The organism is Zobellia russellii, assembly GCF_018728565.1.
Taxonomy (GTDB): Bacteria; Bacteroidota; Bacteroidia; order Flavobacteriales; family Flavobacteriaceae; genus Zobellia; species Zobellia russellii.
In genome coordinates this window covers 1,169,001-1,192,044 of record NZ_JACSOI010000001.1, presented here as the reverse complement: position 1 = coordinate 1,192,044, position 23,044 = coordinate 1,169,001, and the positions used below count along the sequence as shown (strand labels likewise).

Here is a 23,044-nt window from a genome sequence, read left to right as displayed (position 1 = left end):
CAGAACTCCCTATAAACTCTGAAAAAAAATATTTCTTGTAAGGGAAACTTAGTTTTATTCAGTCGTGACAAACATTTTTATCAGTTCGATTTTCTAAATTTCCGTTTTCCGGTATGGTCCATCCCTTGCTCACGTTCTAACTGTATCATTTCTTGAGGTCTAAAATTTAAAATTAGGGCTCGCCGTGGGCCGTTGGTGCTATTGCCTTTGCTAAAGTGAAGGGTAAAACCATCATGAAATGTGCACCCTCCTGCTTTTAAGGGAACAGGTTTACCATTTTTAGGCCTTATAGCTATAGATAGCGCCCCACCCTCTTTACTATGAGTATGTTTGAATAAATGATTGTCATATCTAGGAACAAACCACATACACCCATTTTCTTCATATACGTCATCTAATGCAATCCAACAACTTACAGATCTTTTGTCCGGTAAATCTATCCAGTACGCCGCATCTTGGTGCCAAGGTGTTTCTGTATTTGTAAGGGGTGCCTTATTTATAAGCATGTCAAAATCCAAAGCCATATCGTCGCCTAACAAACTTTTTGCTAATACTAAGGCCCTTTTATAAGCTTGCTTTTCCAAAAGTTGCGGTTCAATACGGCTGGGAAGCATAATTTGTGTGATTTTCTCAATAGACTCGTCCTGTACGGTATGGCCTGACAAATCACTTCGTAAACCGGCAGTAAGCTTCTTATTTTCTAAAAGCTTATCGTACAGTTTTCTTATATCAAAAACTTCGTCAATAGGCAACAGCTCTTCTAAAAAAGTAAATCCATTATTTACAAAATCCTTTTTCAACATAGCAAGGTTAAATTTTATTTAAGGATACTTCTAAGGAATCACCCTCCTGTATTAAGGAACTCTTAAAGATATGTCCGTCATTTCCAACTACCCTAACGCGAATCTTTTTCCCCTCTCTAAGAACTTTAATATGAAAATCAGCCTTAAAAGCTTCTATATGATTTAGTTCCATCTTATCCCATGTACTAGGTAATCTAGGAGTTAATCTAAAACTCTTTAGACCTATAGGTACAATACCGAACATACCTTCAGTAAAAACACGACAATACAAACCGCTCTCCGCTGATAGGTGCGCCATATTTCCCTCTGGAAAGGCCTCCACTACATAAGGCACTCTGTCTCCTAATAAGCGTTTTTCCGAAAACTCTTTCAATTTTTTCAGTGATTGATCAGTAGCCCCAGCAAGAAAAGTTCCTCTGAGTGCGTATAATGTTCCTCTATCCCAAAAGACTTTGGATATTTCTAAGTTTTTTTCGTTTTTCTCTACATGAACTCCATTATCCGTCCATAACTTTTCAAAAAGAGCTTCTATAGTTCCTTCTTTTCTGTCAAAAATTTGCACAACCAACGGAAGACAAATCCAATGTCTTAGGTTTTCATGCTCTTTGTAATATTTGTAAGTTTCCAGACCATCAATAGTTTCCCCAAAATAAGATTCAATGTTCTTTCTTAATTTAACCGCTGCCTTTTTATATTCACGGATTTTACTATTAGATTTTCCTAATGAAAGCCCGAGGTCAACGGCTAAATTTAACGCTCCATAATACAAACTAGATGTAGATAAATTAGCATTACCTGTTTCAATCCTTCCTTCCATTTCATCGGATTCCGAAACTACCACGCCATTTTCATTTAGGTTTCTCCTATTATACTCCAAACACCATTCTATTAAAGGCCACAGCTTTCGGGCACCCTCTTTATCTCCTGATGCCAAGGCAAACTGTGCAGCACCATAGGCTATCATTGCCGCATCACCGCGGTCCAAAGTACTGATAGGGGCATCACCTTCCATTTCAAATGAATATCTTATATTTTGATACTCCGGATTAATTTCTTTCGTATACAAGTTGTACATATTCATTGCCGCCCGATTGCCCAAATCATAACCTAGATACGGAAAAAAAGGATTTACGTATTCCGCTTGATCGTTAGCCCAAAAACCAACATAGTAACGCCCACCTCCCGGAGAATGAACCATGCCTAATTTTGATTCGAATATGCTCTCAGAAGCACGAATTTTAGAAAATTCAAATAATGTATTTAAAGTTGAATCTGGTGTTACAAGCTGCAACGAGCTTTTCATTTTATTCAAAAAAATTATACGCTGCTGATAATATTCATCCTTGTGAATAGTTAATTTTGGTTCGTCATTCATCCTTGCGGATACATATACTGAAAATAGATATGATTCCCCTCCAGCTATACGGATATCCTCTGTGAGATTGCTTGTGCCATTTATTTCATATTCTCCCTTAACCCCTCTTAAGTAACGAGTGTTTTGGGTGTTCCTCCCAACAAAATGTACCGTTGAATCAGTAGTATTAACAAGCTCCCATTGTTCAACGAATAGACGTTGGTCCGTTGACGGAAAAAATGTGCGAACCAAAGCTACTCCCTGTTCGGGCTCATGCTCTATTACCAGTGTTCCATTAATTCTAACATTTCTGACCGCACCTGGTGTGTAAATTTTTTCTTTCAATATTAATGTAGGTAAAATATTATCAGAAAAAGTATGGGATAAATAAGCCCTGTAATGCTTCCAATCCGGGTCGTTGGTTTTAATAAATGTCCTTAGTTGAGGAAAAAATACCTGCCTTGAAACCGACAACTGTTTTTCCTTATCTATATTATAGGAAACTATGGCCGATACACGTTTACCAGACATTTCAATATTATCGTCATACGGTATATTTTTTCCCTCGGAAAGATTTAATTTAATCTCATTCTTATTTTCTATTGTCCAATGTTGAGAAAATTGAGCAAACTGAAATTGAACAACGAGCAGAAAAACCAAGGTCACTAAATTATTATTCATCCTAACTATATTATCTATGTTGAATTATTTTATTTCCAGTAACATCCAATTATTGTTTACCACCCCGTCAAGTACATTTTCAATACATAAATTCCAACTAATAAAACCCACAATATTTCCGTCTTCACCAACATGGTCATCACTTGGAGCTAATGGTTGGCCAGTATCCGCATTATAGTTCTCATGGGTAGTTTTGTACTTTTTAATATCGGTCAATAACAAATTGCCCACCGTTTGTGCCAACCAAGCCACCTCATGGTCATATCCATAATTTTTTAATCCTATTGAATAGATATAATTGGCTATAGGCCATACAGGTCCTTGCCAGTTTGAAAAGGGCACAATAATATTCTTGTTGTTATAATCAGGGTCTTGTGCAGAAAGTGTTCTAAAGCCATACTTTGCCTTCATATGATTCTCATTTAACAAATAAGTCTCTATCATTTTGCTCGCGTTGGGTTTTGAAACAATGTTGGTCACCAATGGTAAAAAAGAGGAAAACGTAACCCTTTTATAGAAATCACCTGTTTCTCTATCTACCGTATAAAAAATTGAATCGTCTTCTGACCATAGGATTTTATTAATGGCCATCTTTAGTTCTGCCGCTTTTTGTTCATACAAAATAGCGTCTTCCTTAATCCCTAGCTTTTTTGCTATTGCAGACTGAGCCAAATATTCTTTGTATTGCCATGTGCTTGCGTCCGGAGCCAAAAAAGAACGTTTATCTTCTATAAAATAATTAAGCGCCGGGTTATTGTCCGCTCCACTCTGCATGGCTATATCCCAGAAAAATAAACCGGTAACACTATCTCTCTGTGTTTTCTCTCTATACTCCAAAACCCTTTTAATCTGATTATAGTGAGGTTTTATCCATTCAAAGTCATTCAACTTTTTAGAGGCCAGGTAGACTCCTTGAGACAAAAAAGGTTTCATTGCAAACTTCCCAAATATAGGGCGAGGTCCGTTTATTGTTGCGCAGCCGGACACATAACCCTCTTCATCAATTCCCTTTATTAAATTCAACGCCCAGAACTTTAGATATTCAGGTTTATCTTTACTAACAAAATAATTGCCCATAAAAAACCCATCCCAATCCCACATTTGTTTATAGAATCCGGCCGGTATTAGGTATGGATACTCTAAATAGCCTTCTGCTGGCTGTATGACCTTATTGCTTAAATGCTTGAAATTTTCATTTAAATGCGAATAGATATTTTTCAGTTCTTGCTCGTTAGAAGCAGATAATGCTATAGTTTCTTTTTTTGCTATATGCTTTTCGGGTTTTTCTCCACAACCGTTTAATAGTATTCCAAATAAACAAAACATTACAAACAATGTGGAAGCATATATTCTTTGTTTGACCAAATCTGTCTTTCTATAGCGTACACTCATATTTATATCAACTTTATTTTAAAATTCTATCGAAACCTGTTTATTACAGCTTCTAAATTTTTCACAACTGCAGGATTTTCATCAGCTATATTTTTTGTTTCCGATACGTCATTATCAAGATTATACAACTCAATACTAGTTGAATCAGTCTTAGAATCTTGGATAGTTACCAGTTTATAACTTCCTGAACGAACTGCATGTCTTGAAATACTTGTCTTAAACTCCCAATACAAAAAAGGATGTTGTTTTTGTTGGTCAACATCACCCAACAAAGTAGGCAAATATGATATTCCATCCGTTGACATGAGTATCTCCTGCCCTGACAGTTCACATGCAGTTGGCAAAAAATCCCAAAAAGTTGTTACCTGCCCCGTTTCTCCCGCCTTGATCTTTCCTGGCCACCGTGCTATAAACGGCACTCTAATGCCACCTTCGTACAAATCTCTTTTCATCCCCCTTAGTTGCCCATTACTGTCAAAAAAATTCAATCGCCAACCGCCCTCTTGATGCGGTCCATTATCGGAAGTGAAAACGACAAGTGTATTTTCTTCAAGATTATTTTTCTTCAAGAATTTCAATATTTGTCCCACGTAAGTATCTAACCTGGTTATCATTGCTGCTCCAGCTTTTTTTTCTGAAGGCCATGGTTCTTTATCGTAAATTCCAAAATCCGGTACTTCCATACCGTGCTCATCAATTAAAAAACTCTCATTGTTCGCATGGGGTATGGTGTAAGCGAGGTATAGAAAAAAGGGAGTATCCGCATCCTTTTTTATAAAATCCAAAGCCTTTTGAGTAAATAAATCATTAGAATACTCTTTCTTTTCTACAGCGGCATTACCAATACCTACAGCGTAATTGGTACTATCTGAAACATAAATCACCTTATTTTGTAAAGGAAACTTTTGGCCATTCTCCATAAGATAGTCCGGATAGTAGTTATGTGCCCTAATCTGATCATAGTATCCAAAAGAGTAGTCAAATCCTTGTGCATTAGCATAACCAGTTGTACCTACATTGCCCAAACCCCATTTTCCTACTACTCCTGTTCGATAACCTGCATTCTTAAGTACCTCGGCTACGGTAAGATCATCTTCTTTTATGGGTTTTTCCATAGATTTTATTGTTGTATTACCCATATGCTCACCAGTCATGAGACTATTTCTAGATGGTGCACATACCGTAGCACCTGCATAGTGTTGGGTAAAACGTAATCCTTGAGAAGCCATACGATCAATATTTGGTGTTACTATCGTTTCTTGACCGTAACACCCTAGATCTCCGTATCCCAAATCATCTGCAAGAATGAAGATAATATTAGGCTTTGACCCCTCTACTTGGCCATACACACAACTCGTAGTTTTGCTTGAACAAAGACAAGCCATAATCACTATGTATACAATAGTTATATTTTTCATACTAATTTTTTAAAGGAGCAACCAATTTTTCAAAAGGCAGAAAATCTTTCATTTTATCGGTTTTATACTTTACGTTCAATTGATTTTGAATCTTTCTATAATAGTATTCTATCTTCACAGTATGTTTACCTTTAGATAGCTTTATCTGAAAATCCTCAGCCACCTTACTTAACTCACTTCCTTTAGCAACAAGGTTATCATCTATGAAAATATTGCAAAGACCATCATCTGTGGTAAGTCGCAAGGTGTAATTCTCATTCTCTGGAATATATATTTGTCCTTTAAGTCTTACCGCATAAGGATTGTAAAGTCCATAAAATCTAGTATCTATATGCCCATCTCTTTCTACTTTGGCAAAGAGTTCTCCATTTATTTTATCTAGACGATTACTACTCATAAAGCCTGTGACACCTTCCCTAACCACATTCAATCCCGAAAAATCCGGTACACTTTCCCAACCTTCCTTGGGAATGGGACTAAATACTTCATACGAATAGGCTGGCTCTATTTTTTGAAAGTACTCCTGCTGAGGATGCCCCAGTGGTTCTCCTGAGCTAGTAAAGGCCTGCACGGTAAGAACTCCACTTTTTTTAAGTTCAATGGAATTTTTATATGACTTTGCTTCTCGCATTTTAGGCAGATTCCAAGAGTCCGAATAGTGCCATTTGAAATCCACTTTCTCCTTTGACTCAAACTTTATTGTGATTTTTTCGGTAAATCGTTGGTCTTCTTCATTTGCCAGACCACTTACTTTTGTTTTTACCGGATTAAAAAGACTAGAGTACAACTGATCTGTATTTTCAAGTGTTTTTAAAAAGTTATTGTAATTCGTATCTATATGCCCGTTCCAAAGATGAGCGGCCAATACTGGCACTCTCTTTCTTAAAACAGGAATAACCTTGAAGTGGTTTTGCTCCCAGAAAGAGATTTGTCCTCCCATAATTCCTTCATCACTATCCACCTCAATATCTTCTATAGAATCATTCCAATGCGACCATTTTTTTAGATTCCAATCATATGCTTTTCTAATCGTTGGGGCAAAATTCATAGCTCCTACCATATACCATGGCACCCATGTAGAGTTGACAATTTTATAACCGTTGTCCAATAAGTTTTGAGGATGATTATACGTAGTATTCCAAACGATAATCATAATATCCTTATCCACCGTAACATGTTTGGACCCCGTACCATGAAAACCTTCCCAAATAATAGTCTTTTTCCCTGTTGCCTTTACCATATGGTTCATTCGGTTTATAAAGTGGCAAAAAAGTTCGTTTGCATCCCCATTGGCGGCTTCCTTTAAATTGTGTTTTAAGGTATACTCATAGTATTCCGGGACCTTTTTTAAGTTTTCCAAATACACCTCATCACCACCAACATGTATATATGGACTCGTATAAAACACCTCAGCAACTTCATTAATAATTTCGTTCATAGCCGTGTAAGTGGATTCTTTGGCCATATTAACCACATATAACGGTTTTGCCTCGTTAGTTTGCTCATCTACGCTTCCAAAAACTTCGGGATAAGTACTCCACAAAATACCGGAATGACCAGGAACCTCAATTTCAGGAATAACAGTTACTCCCCTATCCTTTGCATATTCCACTAGATCTTTCAGTTCTTCCTTGGTATAGAACTCTCGACTACCGTCCGAATTTGTTTTATTTACTTTTGAAAATTTTTCCAAAGGAAATGTAAACCGCTTGTTATCCGTTAAATGAAGACTTAGATACTTTATTTTATAAAGCCAAAGCAAATCTATGGTCTCTTTAATAGTTTCTATAGGATGCCAGAACCTAGCGAGATCTAACATTACAGACCTAAAGTCAGAATTGGGACTATCCGTAATAGAAACTCTTGGTATTACACTTCCACCCTCAGAAACCCTAATCAATTGCACCAAACTGGCAATAGCATTGGCTACCGCTTCATAATTTTGCCCTTCAACTTCAATTTTCCGGCCTATCCTAATCGTATGGGTGTTTTCATTTAGTTTCTTGTTAATGCGAAGAAATATCTTACTACTATTATCCGAGCCCGTTCCCAGTTTCAAGTCCGAATCGGAAATATGATTTACATAATTGACTAATATTTCAGCTAGTGGTTTTAATTCAGATTGATCAGCATGAACTAGAATTGGCCCGCTTAATTTAAAATAGCCCTTTGGTTTGGTAACTTCTTTAGGGCTAGGAACCAAATTCAAAATTTCATTATGTGAATTTGTCGTTTGAGCTTCTCCAAAAAGAGTCCCAAAGAGCAAAAAGAATAGACTTAAAAAGAATGTGTTTTTTAGTATCATGTTTTATTTTTTGAACAAGTGAGCATACTCTGTTTGTAACCTACGGGCTACATCTATAGTCTTACCCGTAGGGGCAGTAGGGTATATTTGATGAGAACGAGTCCACTTATAATCCATCTTCCTTACTTCTGCGTCAAAGGCCTTAGAATCAAAATCCATACCCATGGTCAAGGATTTTTCTAAGTGATTAACAAATAGCTCCCATCTAGGTTTATAGTACCCACTAAAAAGACCATTCCACTGTTTACCCGCATAATCCCTTAGTCCACCCTCTGGATAAGGCTGCCAAATTGTAATTATGGTTCTCGCATTCCATTCATAGTATGATTTCTCTTCAGAGGTAGCACCCCAACTTTTGGCATCTTCCAACCATGTTCCTAGCAAGAAGTTTTCATTAGTTCCGGTAATGGCCTCGAGATCATCCAATAACTTAAACAAGTGCAGAGCACTTTTGCTAAGCCTTTGCAGGTCCTTTTCTTGATAGGACACACTTAAATCATTGATATATTTATGCGTTAGACTAAATAGCAATTCTCTATATACATTGGTAACATCAAAATTATAAGTTTCAACAGCCTGTAGTTCATCTGCTGCATCAAGCAGAAAATTACCAGCCTTGGCCAATTTGTAGACATCAAAATCCCATGCAAATGGGTCTTCTTCAGTTATTTTAAAATCTTTTCGTACATGCCTAATATCTTCTTCACTACCTGCCTCAAAAATCATCAATCTTGGGGTAGTGATCAATGGAGACCACATAGTTCTGGTTCTTCCGTAAACCGACTCTTCTAAAAGTTTCCAGGCCTCTTTTATGGATTGATTTTTTGTTCCGTAACGGACTGCAGCATAATTCTCAACCCAGTGTTTTACGTTAACCCTTGCAGGGTTCCAAGCCTTTTCAAAAATAAAATCCTGTACTATGGGGTTATAGCCCAAACCTTCTGGAATTACTCCAATACCCTTAAGGTTATTATCTATTTCCGATGTAAAAGCTACTTGAAACTGTCTCTGCATCTCTTCAAGATCACCGCTCATATTTACTTTCTGATCTTCATTACAAATTACATTCCATATCCAAGGTTGCCCAAAAAAGGAATCGGTTTTGTTCCATGTTGGATTTTTTTCTCCATAAAGATCTAGTACCAAGGCCTTGTTTTTTGGAATTCCGTTTAAAAACGCCTCGCCTCTTTCTTTGGTCCAGAATTGTTGTCTGAAAAAAAAGAACCAACCTTGTAGAACCCATGTTGCTTTGGGGTCAGCTTGGGCCATAGAGCTATAGACACTTTCGCTAACTTGTTTTAAGAATTCAGGATCTTTAGAAGGAGGATCTACCTCTATAAAACAATCTGCATCATACAGATGGTCTGTTCCATAAAATTCAGTCTGTTTCTTTATAAACGCTGTTCCTATTTTTTGAAAAAGCTCATCTGTTGGGTCCAAGAAATAGGTTCCCTCCACACCGGCCCAGTCTTCAATTTGAAAAATATTGGCATCAGGATATAGTTCTTTTAGTGCCTGAGGAACGTGACCCGTAAATGCCTGAAGTACAGGTTTCATCCCAAGGGAACGCATTCTTTTCAATATTTTTAACTGCAACTGCTTTCGTTGCTCGATCCAATTTTGAGGTAAAGGCCCTCCCATACCATCAATGTTACCCATCCAACCCCATGGAAGGTGAGCAGGTCCTACAAAAAAATCATCAATTTGTCTTTGCCCCATTCCAAGGTCTTTAAAAACTTCTTGCCAAACCGCTTCTTGCCCAATCATGGCCAAAGGCATATTTACCCCCTTAAGAGCCATATAATCAATCATATCTTCCCACTTATCCCAATTCCACCATGGCATGGTATAGCCATAAGTGCAATAATTGAATAAATAGCGATAATCAAAGGGAGTCTCTTTTATAATTTTAGAGGTCAGCCTTGGAAGTCTTTCCGGTAAATTAAGTTGGTTGTAGTTTAACGAAATTTGGGCATTACAGTAATTTTTCAAATACCAGTCAAGACCAGATGCCATTGCCACTGCACTATTTCCAGAAATAATGATTTTACCACTTATTCCATTTTCTATTTCAAAAATATCTTTGTTTTCAGATGCAGTTATTTCCTTAAAAGCGAAAGATGTGATATGCTTGGGCAAAATGCGACTTAAAATACCATATGCGGCTTGTTCCGCATCTGAATTTCCAACTTGACCATATGTAGTAACAGTAATTAACAGTAATAGTGCACTAACAAATTTTCTCATAAACTATAAAAACTTTAAAGCTATAGGCTTTGTAATAATGGCAATTTGAATACCCACAAACATTAAATCATTACAAAAGGCTCATTGACAGGGCAACATAATATAAGTTGGGGAACCCCCATGCAACAAGCCTTCTCAACTAACTAAACAAAAACACTAATAACTGAATAGAACAGGACCGCCTTGAATGGTCGGTTCCATTTTTACCGTAGGAGCATTCTTAGCAAACCACAAAGGGTCTCCAAATACGTTATCAACTATATTCACCCCCTGAATAGCGGCTTCAAAATTGGCCTGATTGAAGTTTTGCATAGTCTCACGTGGATATCCGATTCGTACAGGGTATCCCTTTTCTTTATTTATTCCTATGTCAAAAAAGTCCAATTTAGGCAACCCCGTCCTTCTAATCATTGAGAAGGTGTTTATACTTTGACCAAACTGAGCTATATATCGTTGGGTAATAATTTGCTCCAAAGCATTGGATGGGTTAAAAATCACATCGGACGAAGTCAAATAGGTATCAATCATAACTGGATCAATTTCTAGTTGTTCCATATGCGCCTTAATACCATCCTGATATGCCTGAGCTGCCGAAATCCCTGTCTCAATACCTTTACTGGCTGCCTCTGCCTTAATGAAGAGCAACTCAGAATAAGTCATAATAAATCTCTCTTGAGCTGTGGTATAGGTTTGGGATAATTGGCTTACCGAATCCAATGCAACCCTTGTATAACCACTAGGGTTCTCTTCATCAAAAGCGGGAGGAACGCCAGTGTATGTCTCACTGTCCGAATAACCCGGTGCCGGATCAAGAAACACCTTAATTCTTGGATCTTGAAGATTTCCCAGAGTATTGACAAAACCGGTAACAGCTATAGGTGAATTAGCGCTATTCTCGATATATTGAGCAAAAGGGTCAGAATAAGAACCAATAGTTGTCTCCCATGTCATACCAAAATTATCCTCGTTTCCTTCTAATAAAGGGTATTTTTGTGCGTTCCCGAAAATGGTCTCCAATTTGGGTTTTGCAAAGCCGCTATCCACATCAGAAATTCTTAAAAGAATTCGAACCTGCAAAGAATTAGCGAATTTCTTCCATTTTAATAAATCGCCGCCAGCATAAGCATCACTTTCTCCGTTTAGGGCTACACTAGCTTCACCGGACAAATCAAAGGTCTGATTTGCTTCTTCTAAAAGACCCAATACCGATTTTAAAATTTCCTCTTGTGTATCAAACTTAGGCTTGTTATACCTTTCTTCCTCCGATATTTCACCGAATTGGGCATCTGAAAAGGGAATAGGGCCCCAAAGTTCGGTCATATTACCATATATCCATGCCTTAAGGGTCAACGCCACTGCCTTATAGTTAGGTTGCGGAGATTCTTCTGTATTATCAAGAATCCTTTCGATTAGAGGTATGGTCTGGGTAACCAAATTTTGGTAGACCCAAAAATCATTAATATCCTCTCTTGGATTAGAAGCTACAAAATCAGTAGGGGCCGTTGTATTGGTGTAATACTGCACCCATTTGGCCGCACCTTTATTATTACTATTAATATTGTCTAACAATTCTCGAGCAGCAAGAATCTGGGCTCCCAATAATAAACTTTCATTACTACCTACTACTTGTGCATTGGGGTTTGTATTTATTTCCTCGAAATCATCGGTACAGGCCTGCAGCAAAACCATTGTAAGACCGACCATCACTATATACTTTATATATTTCATATCGCTATATTTTAATTCTATTAGAAACTAACGGACAAATTCATTCCAAAACTCTTTGTGTTGGGCAAAGACCCCGTTTCAAAACCAGAGCCGTTATTGAGGCTTCCCATATTGGCCGTTTCAGAATCTATACCGTCTAAATTGTTCTTGATCAACCAAAGGTTTCTACCTATTAGGGAAATATTTACATCGGCCAATCCTAACTTTTTAGTAATCTTACTATCTAACCGGTACCCGATAGAAAGTTCTTTTAACTTAATGTTCGTAGCATCTCTCATTAAAGCCGATGTAGGATAATTAAAGTTGGCATAAAGATCTTGTGTACTAATTGCTGTGGTATTTGGCTGACCGGTTTCTACATCTATTCCATCAAAAATAAAGCCTCCTCCATCATCTGTACTTTCTCTTACGGCTACACCATTAATGTTATCACCAGCACTATCCGGGTTTAATCCGTTCAAAGACATATACTGGTAAGTAGTAGAAATAATCTTTCCTCCATACCTGAAATCAAAAAGAAAATTAAGATTGAAGTTCTTGTAATTAAAACTGTTCCTGATACCTCCTGTCCAATCTAAAGGAGCCGAAACACCAAGGTCTCTAGTCCCTCTCCACTGGTTGTGCATAGGAAAGCCATTTCGGGTAAGGACCTTACCAGTTCCATAAATATTGTTCTCTGCACTATATCCGAAGTTATTGAAATCATCTGCCATATTGGGAACATTGGCCAAAGCATCTTGGGTATCCCTGAAATATTCAAACCCAACAATATGCCCATAGGGCTTACCATTTGTAGCCCGTATTTCTGGGCCGAACCAAGCGGCTATATGTTTAAAATCAACCAAGTCTTCGGGAAAACCTGAAACACTACCCCTGTTTCTTGACCAATTCATGTTCAAGTCCCACCTAAAATCTTTAGTTTCAAGTGGAGTTATATCCAATTTAACCTCTATACCCTTATTGGTAATAGTTCCTGCATTTATAAATGCGAATCTTGCCCCACGTTCCCATGCATTTTCTACTCGAATAAGCTGATTGCTAGATTCATTATTATAGTAAGCTACATCTAGCTTCACCCTAGAATCAAATAAATACAGTTCTCCTCCCACTTCAAAAGATGTTGATTCCTCCGGAATTAAAGTGGTAGCAGGTATTACATTATCTATACCAGCAACAGGTTGTCCATTAAAGGCATTGGAACTACGAGTAATAAACCTATCTAAAGCATAAGGCTGCGTATCATTACCTACTTTTGCCCAGCTTGCCCGTAATTTACCATAACTAAGAATCTTATTCTTAATACTAAGGGCATCAGTAAAAATAAAACTGGTTGAAGCCGAGGGGTAAAAGAATGACCAATTGTCTTTTGGCAAAGTAGAAGACCAATCATTTCTCCCCGTAAATGTTGCAAACCAATAATCATTAAAATTTAATTCTACTGAACTGAAAACACTATTGACTTCCTTTTCAGATTTTGCATTATTAACCGTAGCAGGTTTGGCCGAATTGCCCAAATTATAAATTTCCCGTACTAATAAGCCCCCATCTGTAGATGCGAATTTACTTTTACTCTTTTCATTTCTGGTGGCGGCCCCCATCATGACATTCACATTCAGGTTCTTTAGTACATCATGGTTTAAGTTTAACCTTAGGTCTGCGTTTACTTCTTTATTAAGGTCAAGTCCTTCTTGATAACTACCATTATTGAAAAGATGTTTTGCTACTATTCTTTCATATTCAGTAGTATTGGTATCCTGAAATACATTGGCCTGAATAGATGCCCAATCAGTAACTGCATAATCCAACCCAACGTTAAAACTGAATCTTGTTCGTGTCAAAGGATTGACATTTTCATACAGGTCCCAATAAGGGTTAGGGCCATTTTGATAGAAACTTTTTTTATTGCCAAATTCATCCTTATAATCCCTTAAATCTCTTATATCAATATTAGTAGGAATAAAAAGAGCCTGCCACATTCCCCCACTCCCAAAACCATAATTGGTCCTGTTATCACTGTTCATTGTTGACCCTGTTGCTACAAAATTCAGACTAAGCTTCTCTCCCAATCTAAAGGTTGAATTAAAACTTCCGGTAATACGCTCAAGGCCCGTATTGGGAGTGATGCCCTTTATATCTTGGTGCCCCAAGGAAAGCCTTGCATTAGATGATTCAGTTACATGGGTAAGTGAAAGGTTTTGCTGATAGGTGTGCCCCGTCTCAAAGAAATTATCCAGATTTTTTGCGCCATATGGCAACCAAGGCTTAACAACAGCCCCTCCTGTTTGTGGGTCCCATTGAGAAACAGGCTGACCAAGGTATTCCGGACCCCATAACCGAGTTTCAGATTCATTAATTCCGGCACCGTTTCCGTCAACATACGAATATTCGCCATTGTTACCCTGACCATATCGTAATTGAGGATCGGGTAAAATTAATGCAGATTGAAAGGTAGTTGTAGAACTTATGTTCACTCCCCAGCCCTTTTGACCCGATTTGCCCTTTTTGGTTGTAATCATAATAACCCCATTGGCTCCTCTTGCCCCATACAACGCAGTAGCACTTGCCCCTTTTAGAATACTGATATTTTCAATATCACTGGGATTAATATCTGATAACGGGTTTCCCAAATCTGATTGTCCGGTTGAAGATGTAAACAAACTTTCTGACAATGACCTATTGCTCAACAGCGGTAATCCATCCAGAACATATAAAGGTTGGTTATCCGAAGAAAGAGAGGTTACCCCCCTAATAAGAACTCTGGGAGATCCATCTACCCCATTAGAAGAACCAGAAACCTGAACCCCTGGTGCCTTAGCGGAAAGATTTAAAAGAACATTTGGTTCTCCTGTAGAATTTATCTCCTCTGCCGATATTGCATCTACTGCATAACCAATAGCTTTTTTTTCCTTTTTAATGCCAAGTGCCGTTACCACAACCTCGGACAACTCGCTTGTATCGGGTTCCAAAGACACCGAGAGTTCCGTACTGTTAGACACCGTTTTTTCAAGGTTGCTGTACCCTACATAGGAAAATACCAGAATCTGACCAGGCTTAACTTGTATAGCATACTTTCCATCCAAATCAGTTAATGTACCAGACTGTGTATTTTTAACATACACATTTACATAAGGCATGGGCATATCAAACTCATCTACTACCACACCTGTAACCTCTAATTTATCTGAGGCTTCTTCCTGCGCAAAAATGTTTTGCACAAAAATCAACTGGCAAAACATCAGTGCCAGCAAAAATTGTTTTTTGGTTTGTTTGTTCTTCATACTTGGTCTTATTTAAGTTATCTGTTAGTCATTTATAACCCGTTAATAAATGTTTCCCATGTTCATTTATTGATTGAGCTTTTAGACGATCTGAAATTAGAATGAAGAAGTCTTTCGCACTGATAAACAAGTATCAAATACTGATAAAATCGTATCAAATAGCCTTACTACAAGGCATTTACACAATCATTTCGTTAAAACAGTAAAAAAGAAGAAGGAATTGATGTAGACTAACCGTTTCTATATACCCGAATTGAGAATAAAAACTAAATTGATTTGAAGAAAGAAACAATAAACTGTTTGTAAGCCTATTACCAAAACTAGGTTTGATATTAGAGTAGAATACCCTAAGTAAAAAGGTGACCTAATAACTTTAAGAACAAGAGACAATAGTAATCTTTACTTCTTTATTAGGATTGTAAATATTCCTTAGGGCTGCACCCATAGGTTTCCTTGAAACATCTAGAAAAATAACTGGGTTCTTTAAACCCACAAAGAAATGCAACTTCAGAAATTTGCAATTTGTTTTCCTCCAATAGCTGTACCGCAAATTTTAACCGTATAGACTTAATGAAATTATTAGGTGTTAAACCGGTGAGCGCTTTCATTTTTCTAAAAAGCTGAGCCCTACTCACCCCTATTTCAGTTGCCATGCGTTCTAAAGTAAGATTCTGGTCTTGAATATGCTCTTCTATATACTGTTTTAACTTTAACATAAGAGTTTCATCTACTGAGGTAACGGTAACTCTTGATGGCTCCAGTATCTTTTCATTTTGAAAAACCAACCTTAGCTTTTCCCTGCCTTTAATCAGGTTTGCTATAGTAGCCAGAACAATATCTCGGTTAAACGGTTTGGTAAGATATACATCCGCACCAGATTGTAAACCGCTTACTTTTTGAGAATCAAAAGTTTTAGCGGTGAGCAATATTATTGGAATATGACTCGTATCAAAATTGTTCTTTACCTGTTTACAAAGTTCTAACCCACTCATTTCTGGCATAACCACATCGCTCAAAACTAAATCCGGTATCTCATCTTTAATCAGCTCAAAACCTTCAATACCATTGGTAGCCGTAAATACATTGTAATGTTGCTCTAAAATATCTTTTAGATACATTCGCAACTCGTCATTATCCTCAACAATTGCGACACTATGCTTCTTATCGTTAACAATTGTATTTTCTGTGTCCCTCAGAATTAATGTACTTGGCTTTTCTAACTCCTTATCTTCACTAGATATTGGTTGATTCCCAACTAAAGAAGTGCTGTAAATATCCTCATTTTTAGGCAAAATAATAATGAACGAAGTTCCCTTATGCCGCTTACTTTTAATTAAAATTGTACCTGAGTGTAATTCGGTCAGCTGCTTTACCATATAAAGTCCTATTCCTGTTCCAGAATTTATAGTATTATCCTGATAGAATCGAGTAAAAATTTCCTCAAGGTTACTTTCTCTTATCCCTGTACCGTTGTCCACTACTTTAATGTATATATGGTTTTGCAATTCTTCCAACTTATCAGTTCCGCATATAACCTTATACCTATTCAACTTTTTTGTTTTCTGAGGATTAAAACTTCTTAAAGAAATTCTCACCGTTCCCTCTGCAGGAGTTGCCTTAAAAGCATTGGACAAAATATTGTAAACTATCTTTTCAATTTTATCCTGATCATAATACATTGGCAATTCACTTGATGGCAATTTTACCTTGAACCTTATCTTTTGTTGAACGGAATGAAAAGCAAAAGACGCCGTAATAGATTCGATTGTCTGAACTATATCCCCGTGAACTACCTTAAGTTCCAGTTTTCCATATTCATACTTTCTAAAGTCCATTATTTGATCAATCAATCTTTTTAGCCGATCTACATTGTTGTTCAAGACATTAAAGAGTTCGGGTTTTTTACTATAAATTTCCTTGTGTGACATCAAGGTTTTTATAGGATCTATTATCAAAGACAAAGGTGTTCTAAGTTCGTGTGACAAATTGGTAAAAAACACTAGCTTAGATTCATAAAGATCTTGCAAATTTGCCTGTTCTATTTCTTTAATTTTCAATGCGTTGTTCTTATTATGATTCTTTATCAAAATACGAGTGAAAGAAGCTATAATAGTCAAAGTTAGCAGCACCCAAAATAACATCATATACCATGTATTATACCATGCCGGGAGTATCTCTAGGTCTATAGTAAGTGGAACTTTGTTCCAAACCCCATCATTGTTAGTGGCCATAAGTTGAAAGCTATAAATCCCTTTGGGCAAATTACCATAATTGATTGAACGCTTGTTTTTGAGTTCAATCCAATTATCATCTATCCCTACCAACTTGCATTTATAATGATTACTTAATGGATGTAATAAATGTAAAGACGCAAACTCAAAGCCTACTGTGTTCTGTTTTGAAGATAACGTTAGTGACCTAGTATAGGTAACTTCTTTATCTAAAACGTCATTGGCCACATTGTTACCCAACAATTTTCCGTTTACATATATTTTTGTTACAACTATGTTAGGCTTAAAACTACTTTTTTCAAAATTTGAAGAAGGGTCGTAAATATTTAAACCATTGGCGCCTCCAAAATAGAGTTTCCCCTCGCTATCTTTATGAATAGCATTACCATTAAATTCTAATGATTGTAAACCATCTTTAATTCCAAAGTTCTCAATTCCTCCAGTATTAAAATCGTATGAGAACAAACCATTATTAGTACTTGCCCACAAATGGTTTTGAGTTCTATTATAAAGCAAACCATAAACGTAGCTATTGGCAAGGTTAGATGGGGCATTGATTCTATTTGCAGAAAAAAGAGGGGCTATTTGCTTTTTTTCTAAATCAATTTTACAAACTCCAAAGTTAGTGCCGGCGAGAATGGTACCATCAACAATTTCGGTAAGAGAATAGACCCCATAATTTTCAAAATATTCTTTGTAATCTGACGCTACTGTTATCCTTTGAAAATTTAAAGATTTACCTATATACTCGGAAAACAAGTATGGATTATCGTAATCATTTAAGTCCAAAAAAGCAACGGTCCCATTTAATGTTCCCATCCATATCCTTTCATTACTGTCCAATAACATTGAGTATACTATTCTCTTATCTAAGATAGTCTCAATGTTGGTATTAGTGATTTTTCTTAGATTTTGCTCGCCAGTATATATATAAAGACCGCTTGAAGTACTGATCCATACATTACCAACTTTATCCTCCAAAATATGATATACTTCTTCTTCGTGAAGTAGAGAAGGTTTCACTTCATTGAAATATGCCTCAATATCTGAGGTTTTCATATTGTCTCCATCTAAAATATAAACCCCTTCTTGCGTTCCTACCCAAATATTGTCATTGGTATCCTCAATAATGGATCGAATTTGTCCCATCCGGCCATTTTCATCCGGATGAACATTTATGGAAAACTCATTTTCATTTACAAAAAGTCCATTACCTCTTGTCCCTATCCAAAGTCTGCCATTTTTATCTTTAAGTATAGAATGCACATTGGATACATCTTCTTTTTTGTTGGAACAAGTTAAGTTTTCAATCAATTGGAATCTGTTGCTTTCTGCAACTAACGTGTTTACCCCAGCATCGCTTCCAACCAATATCATACCGGATTCATCTTCACAAAGAGTTCTAATAAAATCGTTTTTTAAAACATTTTTTTGACCAATCTCAAACCGATAATTTTGCCATTGAGCAGTTCGCTTAACATAAGAGAACACACCATTGCCCTCTGTTCCCAACCAAACAGTTCCTCTAGAGTCTTCCAAAACCACATTTACCCTATTCGTTGGAGGCCAATTGTTATATAATTCTGCAATAGGACTTACAACAATTTCATGATTACCGTCAATTGATTGTACCTGTATATCTATAAAGAAAAAACCCCGTTTAGTAGATAAAAGAATATGCTTACTCTTGGTTACATATACAGAATATATATCAGTAAGCTCTTGATTTTCATAAGACAAAACTAACTTAACCGCTCGGTTTTCATTTTCCAAAAGCGAAAAAATCCCATATTCGGTGTTCACAATAACCCCTTGGGAAGAGTTGACTATATCGGTCACTCTTATTTTTTCTATTTTTCTCCCCTTTATGAATAAAGGAATTTCTCTAGCTTGAAATAAACTGTCCTTTTCTGTGAATAATAACCCGCCTCCGGTTCCAATCAACAACCTATTGCTGGAGAGTTTTAATAATGACGTAATATCATTACTTAACTCTTTATTTGTATTTGATGGAAAGAGCTGTTGAAATACACCTGTCCTCGTGTTCAAAAAATTAACGCCTCTTTTGGTTCCAATTACCAATTCGTGACCATATCTTATAATATCTGTTACCCATGGATTACTTAGCCCTTTATTATCGCTAGATGATGCTGAATAGACTTCTGCATCATATCCCGAATATCTAAACAAGCCATCCATTTTACCTATCCAAATAAAACCTAAACTGTCCTTGCAAATGGATGACACCACATTATCCGTAATGCCGTTTTGATCATTTAAAGTTCCTACTTCATAAACAGAATTTTGACCATATGTAAACAAAGTGAAGAATAAAAAAACCGTAGGTAAACCTGTTTTGATCTTGTGCGAGTACTTTGTATATAGAATAAACCTGACCATTAATTTGCCAACAACATTTTTCAATTCCTTTATAAAAACACCAAAGCGCTATAATTCAAATGAAGAAAATCTACTAGAAGATTATGGTGTTGAAATTACGCTTTAAGTTTAATGTAGCAAAAACTGTCTGCAGAAACTATCTACTTGATGAAATTTGAAAAACTATTTGACAATTTTCATATAGAGGCACTGTTATTCCCATTTTTAATAAAAATTGTATCATATTTTATTGGCATTGAACTCAACAAAATTATTAGGAATACAAAAACTAGATAATAAACCAATAAATGTATAGAATCAAAATCGCCTTCTAATTTTAGACGAGGAAACAATTGTTTTAAACGACGTGATTGTTTACTTTAGGCTTGAAGAAAATTTAATATTAATATAGTAAACAGTCCGGTAAACGGTTTTAAAGTATATATCTAAAATAGTGCTAAAATTCGGGCATTTTTTCAAACTCATAACCCGAAGGTCGCTGGTTCGAGTCCAGTCCCCGCTACTAAGCAAAAAGGCTTCTGATTTCTCAGAAGCCTTTTTTTATGTCTTGTATTTCTTTTTTATTACGCTCCGCAAACAAAAATACACCACCTATTAAGCGTTTGTAAGGCTATATTATATATGTAATAATTTCTTATTTTCCTACATAGATTGGCAGTATCTAAGATTTGAGTAAATTAACGTTAAAAGAGATGTATAGCAACTAGTTGCTTTATACAATTGTTAGCAGTAATATGAAAAAACTAATTCTAATTTATTCTTTCTTTTGGCAGGTTGTTCGCCAAAATCGGAGAATACTATTTCCGAAATGGAATTACTAAACGATATTTTTATTGAGTTAGTGGGAACTGAATATTATTATGAAAAACTTCCAATTCCACCAATGCCGTTAGAATTTGCAGAAAACAAACAAGATTCATTAAACTACCAAATTGGGAAAGAAAAGTTTGACGAGGCATTTGACAACCCTAAATTGGAAAAAGCGGACTTGGTAATAGGAATTGAGCCATATCATATTAATCCGAAAAGAGAATTTAAGGATTGGGATTCTGATGATTCGTCATTCCCTAGAATGCATTACAAAGACTCTCTTCATTCAAAAGATTTTGATAACCTTTTAATTCAATTGATAGACAGTACTAAATTTGAAAGGGGGAAATTGGAATTGGACAAATTATATGAAAAAGGACGATATATCATTAAAGATTTAGGACAACTAGAAAAAGAAAAAAAAGAATATTGGAATAGTTTTGAATACAGATACGTTGCATCAATTCGGTTCTCGGATTTTAAAATAAACCAAAGGAATGATAGGGCTATTTTCTACTTTGATTTTTTATGTGGTAGTTTATGCGGTTCAGGAGAAATAATATTCTGTATTAAAGAAAATGGAAAATGGAAAATTGTGGATAGAAATATGCTCTGGGTGTCATAAATACTACTGATAACAATGTATATAAAACATAGCTAATAAAGGCTTTAGGAGAGGTTTGTGTGTATTTACGAAGACCGCCAAATTTTTAAATTTGGCTTTAAAAATAAAAAAGATAAAAACAAAACATAAAAATTCGGCTCGCGTATAATCAGAAAGTTTCGTGTCTTTGTGCACACTACGTTTCATATACGCACCGTTCTAAGCAGCTGAAAACAAATTCCAACATTAACAAAAAATAGTGAAACGTGAGAAAATTAAAACTTCAAATTCAACTCTCAATTGACGGTTTCATTTCTGGTCCAAACGGAGAAATGGACTGGATGATTTGGAATTGGGACGAAGAATTAAAGAACTTTGTCAAAGAAATAACTGAATCAACCGACACTATTGTATTAGGACGAAAACTTGCTGAAGGATTTATTCCACATTGGAAATCCAACAAAGAATTGGAAGGTGCTGAAAAAATTAATAACTTAAAAAATAGTTTTTACAAAAACGCTCGAAAATACTGAATGGGAAAATACCCTTTTAGAAAAAGGAGATTTAGTCGAAAAAATAGAAAAATTAAAGTCTTCAACAGGAAATGACATAATTGCCTATGGAGGTGGCGAATTCGTTTCTTCATTAATAAGAGAAAATTTGATTGACGAGTATTATTTTTTTATAAATCCTTCGATTTTAGGGAACGGAATGCCAATATTTAAAAAAGCTAATTATAAAACTGAATTAAAATTGGAAAGTGCTAAAGCCTATGAATGTGGAATAACAGTTTTGATATATAAAAAGTAAATCCTTGCTTACTACAAAATGTAAAGCTCCAAAATGAAGATTGCATATATATTATTTGACGAAATAACTCTTTTAGATTTAATAGGATTTTATGACCCTATTAAGAATATAAAAACCAAAGGATTTATGGAGAATTTACATTGGGATTTGTGTGCTACTAAAAAATCGATAAAAGATAATTTTGGACTAGAAATTATTGTCGATAAAATCAAACCTGATTTATCCGATTATGATATGATAGTAGTCCCCGGTGGATATGGGACAAGAAAACTTCAATACGATATAGCGTTCATTGATTGGTTGAGAACCGGAGAAAATGTTGATTTTATAGTTTCTATTTGCACAGGTAGCTTATTAATTGGGGCAGCAGGATTCTTGAAAAACAAAACGGCAACGACCAACTTTAATGAATATAAATCATTAGAAAAGTACTGCAAGAGAGTTGCTCAAGCAAGAATTGTAGATGACAATAATACTATAACTGCTGGAGCGGTAGCTTCTTCATTAGACTTGGGCCTATACGTAGTTGAGAAACTTATTGGGAAAGAGAAAACTGAAGAAATACGAATAGGAATGGACTATCATCCAAATAAGTTTGAAATAATTACCGTAGCTAATAAAAGTAACTGTGAAACAGGCCTTTTATAGGTCAAAAAAACGGATTCACATAAGCCTCTTCAACAGGGCTTTTTTTATGTCCTACCAAAAACGGAACTCTAATTTTGGATGCTTGATAAATATTGATAGTAACTCCTAATATATCCGGCTGGGAGATTATTCTTCTGCGATGTGCAGACAGGGTATTTGGTTTATCAAAATAATATCTTCCATTCTTACAGTAATTTAAGAATCTTAACCGTTAAAGTTACAGTGTCACTTACAGTTCTACGAGTTCTACGCAATCACAAAAAAACAGATAATTATAAATTGTAATGATGTATTAATAGTTCCGAATACAAAAAAGTAAAATAAGGTTCTGAACA

14 protein-coding genes are annotated in these 23,044 nt (G+C 36.0%); 5 read left to right on the top strand and 9 right to left on the bottom strand.

Going from position 1 to position 23,044, the window contains the following annotated elements; all coding sequences use genetic code 11:
* Positions 1 to 80 precede the first annotated feature (80 nt).
* From H9565_RS04910 to H9565_RS04870, 9 genes are all read right to left on the bottom strand, one after another.
* The gene (locus tag H9565_RS04910) at positions 81 to 803 is read right to left on the bottom strand and encodes a phytanoyl-CoA dioxygenase family protein (protein ID WP_215438067.1); all 723 of its coding nucleotides are present in this window, start codon (positions 801 to 803) and stop codon (positions 81 to 83) included.
* 7 nt (positions 804 to 810) lie between these two features.
* The gene (locus H9565_RS04905; protein WP_215438066.1) at positions 811 to 2,838 is read right to left on the bottom strand and encodes a six-hairpin glycosidase-like protein; all 2,028 of its coding nucleotides are present in this window, start codon (positions 2,836 to 2,838) and stop codon (positions 811 to 813) included.
* 24 nt (positions 2,839 to 2,862) lie between these two features.
* On the bottom strand, positions 2,863 to 4,230 hold the full coding sequence (locus tag H9565_RS04900) for an MGH1-like glycoside hydrolase domain-containing protein (RefSeq protein WP_215438065.1): 1,368 nt from the start codon (positions 4,228 to 4,230) through the stop codon (positions 2,863 to 2,865).
* 26 nt (positions 4,231 to 4,256) lie between these two features.
* Positions 4,257 to 5,648 (bottom strand): arylsulfatase, encoded by a 1,392-nt coding sequence (locus tag H9565_RS04895; protein ID WP_215438064.1) that lies wholly within the window; start codon positions 5,646 to 5,648, stop codon positions 4,257 to 4,259.
* A 1-nt stretch (position 5,649) separates the two neighbouring features.
* The gene (locus H9565_RS04890) at positions 5,650 to 7,953 is read right to left on the bottom strand and encodes a family 20 glycosylhydrolase (RefSeq protein WP_215438063.1); all 2,304 of its coding nucleotides are present in this window, start codon (positions 7,951 to 7,953) and stop codon (positions 5,650 to 5,652) included.
* Positions 7,954 to 7,956: 3 nt separating this feature from the next.
* Positions 7,957 to 10,200 (bottom strand): alpha-N-acetylglucosaminidase, encoded by a 2,244-nt coding sequence (locus H9565_RS04885; RefSeq protein WP_215438062.1) that lies wholly within the window; start codon positions 10,198 to 10,200, stop codon positions 7,957 to 7,959.
* Between the two features lie 156 nt (positions 10,201 to 10,356).
* Positions 10,357 to 11,928 (bottom strand): SusD/RagB family nutrient-binding outer membrane lipoprotein, encoded by a 1,572-nt coding sequence (locus tag H9565_RS04880; RefSeq protein WP_215438061.1) that lies wholly within the window; start codon positions 11,926 to 11,928, stop codon positions 10,357 to 10,359.
* Between the two features lie 20 nt (positions 11,929 to 11,948).
* On the bottom strand, positions 11,949 to 15,206 hold the full coding sequence (locus H9565_RS04875) for a SusC/RagA family TonB-linked outer membrane protein (RefSeq protein ID WP_215438060.1): 3,258 nt from the start codon (positions 15,204 to 15,206) through the stop codon (positions 11,949 to 11,951).
* Between the two features lie 410 nt (positions 15,207 to 15,616).
* A complete protein-coding gene (locus H9565_RS04870; protein WP_215438059.1) occupies positions 15,617 to 19,759 on the bottom strand; it encodes a hybrid sensor histidine kinase/response regulator transcription factor in 4,143 nt (1,380 codons plus the stop codon).
* A 1-nt stretch (position 19,760) separates the two neighbouring features.
* On the opposite strand from H9565_RS04870, the gene H9565_RS04865 reads away from it, so the two are divergent.
* From H9565_RS04865 to H9565_RS04845, 5 genes are all read left to right on the top strand, one after another.
* Complete coding sequence (locus H9565_RS04865; RefSeq protein WP_215438058.1) at positions 19,761 to 19,943, top strand: hypothetical protein; 183 nt, start codon at positions 19,761 to 19,763, stop codon at positions 19,941 to 19,943.
* Positions 19,944 to 20,645: 702 nt separating this feature from the next.
* Positions 20,646 to 21,272 (top strand): hypothetical protein, encoded by a 627-nt coding sequence (locus H9565_RS04860; protein ID WP_215438057.1) that lies wholly within the window; start codon positions 20,646 to 20,648, stop codon positions 21,270 to 21,272.
* A gap of 245 nt (positions 21,273 to 21,517) precedes the next feature.
* On the top strand, positions 21,518 to 21,784 hold the full coding sequence (locus H9565_RS04855; protein ID WP_215438056.1) for a dihydrofolate reductase family protein: 267 nt from the start codon (positions 21,518 to 21,520) through the stop codon (positions 21,782 to 21,784).
* Positions 21,753 to 22,061 carry a dihydrofolate reductase family protein gene (locus H9565_RS20365; protein ID WP_215438223.1) on the top strand — a complete coding sequence of 103 codons (309 nt, stop codon included), beginning with the start codon at positions 21,753 to 21,755 and terminating at the stop codon, positions 22,059 to 22,061. Before H9565_RS04855 ends, H9565_RS20365 begins: the two co-directional genes overlap by 32 nt.
* A gap of 33 nt (positions 22,062 to 22,094) precedes the next feature.
* Positions 22,095 to 22,709, top strand: a complete 615-nt coding sequence (locus tag H9565_RS04845; protein WP_215438055.1) for a DJ-1/PfpI family protein — start codon at positions 22,095 to 22,097, stop codon at positions 22,707 to 22,709.
* The last annotated feature ends 335 nt before the right edge of the window (positions 22,710 to 23,044 follow it).

Bases quoted from the DNA above. Each gene is read 5' to 3' on its own strand.
- H9565_RS04910 (WP_215438067.1), bottom strand. From the start codon at position 803: ATGTTGAAAAAGGATTTTGTAAATAATGGATTTACTTTTTTAGAAGAG.
- H9565_RS04905 (WP_215438066.1), bottom strand. From the start codon at position 2,838: ATGAATAATAATTTAGTGACCTTGGTTTTTCTGCTCGTTGTTCAATTT.
- H9565_RS04900 (WP_215438065.1), bottom strand. From the start codon at position 4,230: ATGAGTGTACGCTATAGAAAGACAGATTTGGTCAAACAAAGAATATAT.
- H9565_RS04895 (WP_215438064.1), bottom strand. From the start codon at position 5,648: ATGAAAAATATAACTATTGTATACATAGTGATTATGGCTTGTCTTTGT.
- H9565_RS04890 (WP_215438063.1), bottom strand. From the start codon at position 7,953: ATGATACTAAAAAACACATTCTTTTTAAGTCTATTCTTTTTGCTCTTT.
- H9565_RS04885 (WP_215438062.1), bottom strand. From the start codon at position 10,200: ATGAGAAAATTTGTTAGTGCACTATTACTGTTAATTACTGTTACTACA.
- H9565_RS04880 (WP_215438061.1), bottom strand. From the start codon at position 11,928: ATGAAATATATAAAGTATATAGTGATGGTCGGTCTTACAATGGTTTTG.
- H9565_RS04875 (WP_215438060.1), bottom strand. From the start codon at position 15,206: ATGAAGAACAAACAAACCAAAAAACAATTTTTGCTGGCACTGATGTTT.
- H9565_RS04860 (WP_215438057.1), top strand. From the start codon at position 20,646: ATGGAATTACTAAACGATATTTTTATTGAGTTAGTGGGAACTGAATAT.
- H9565_RS04845 (WP_215438055.1), top strand. From the start codon at position 22,095: ATGAAGATTGCATATATATTATTTGACGAAATAACTCTTTTAGATTTA.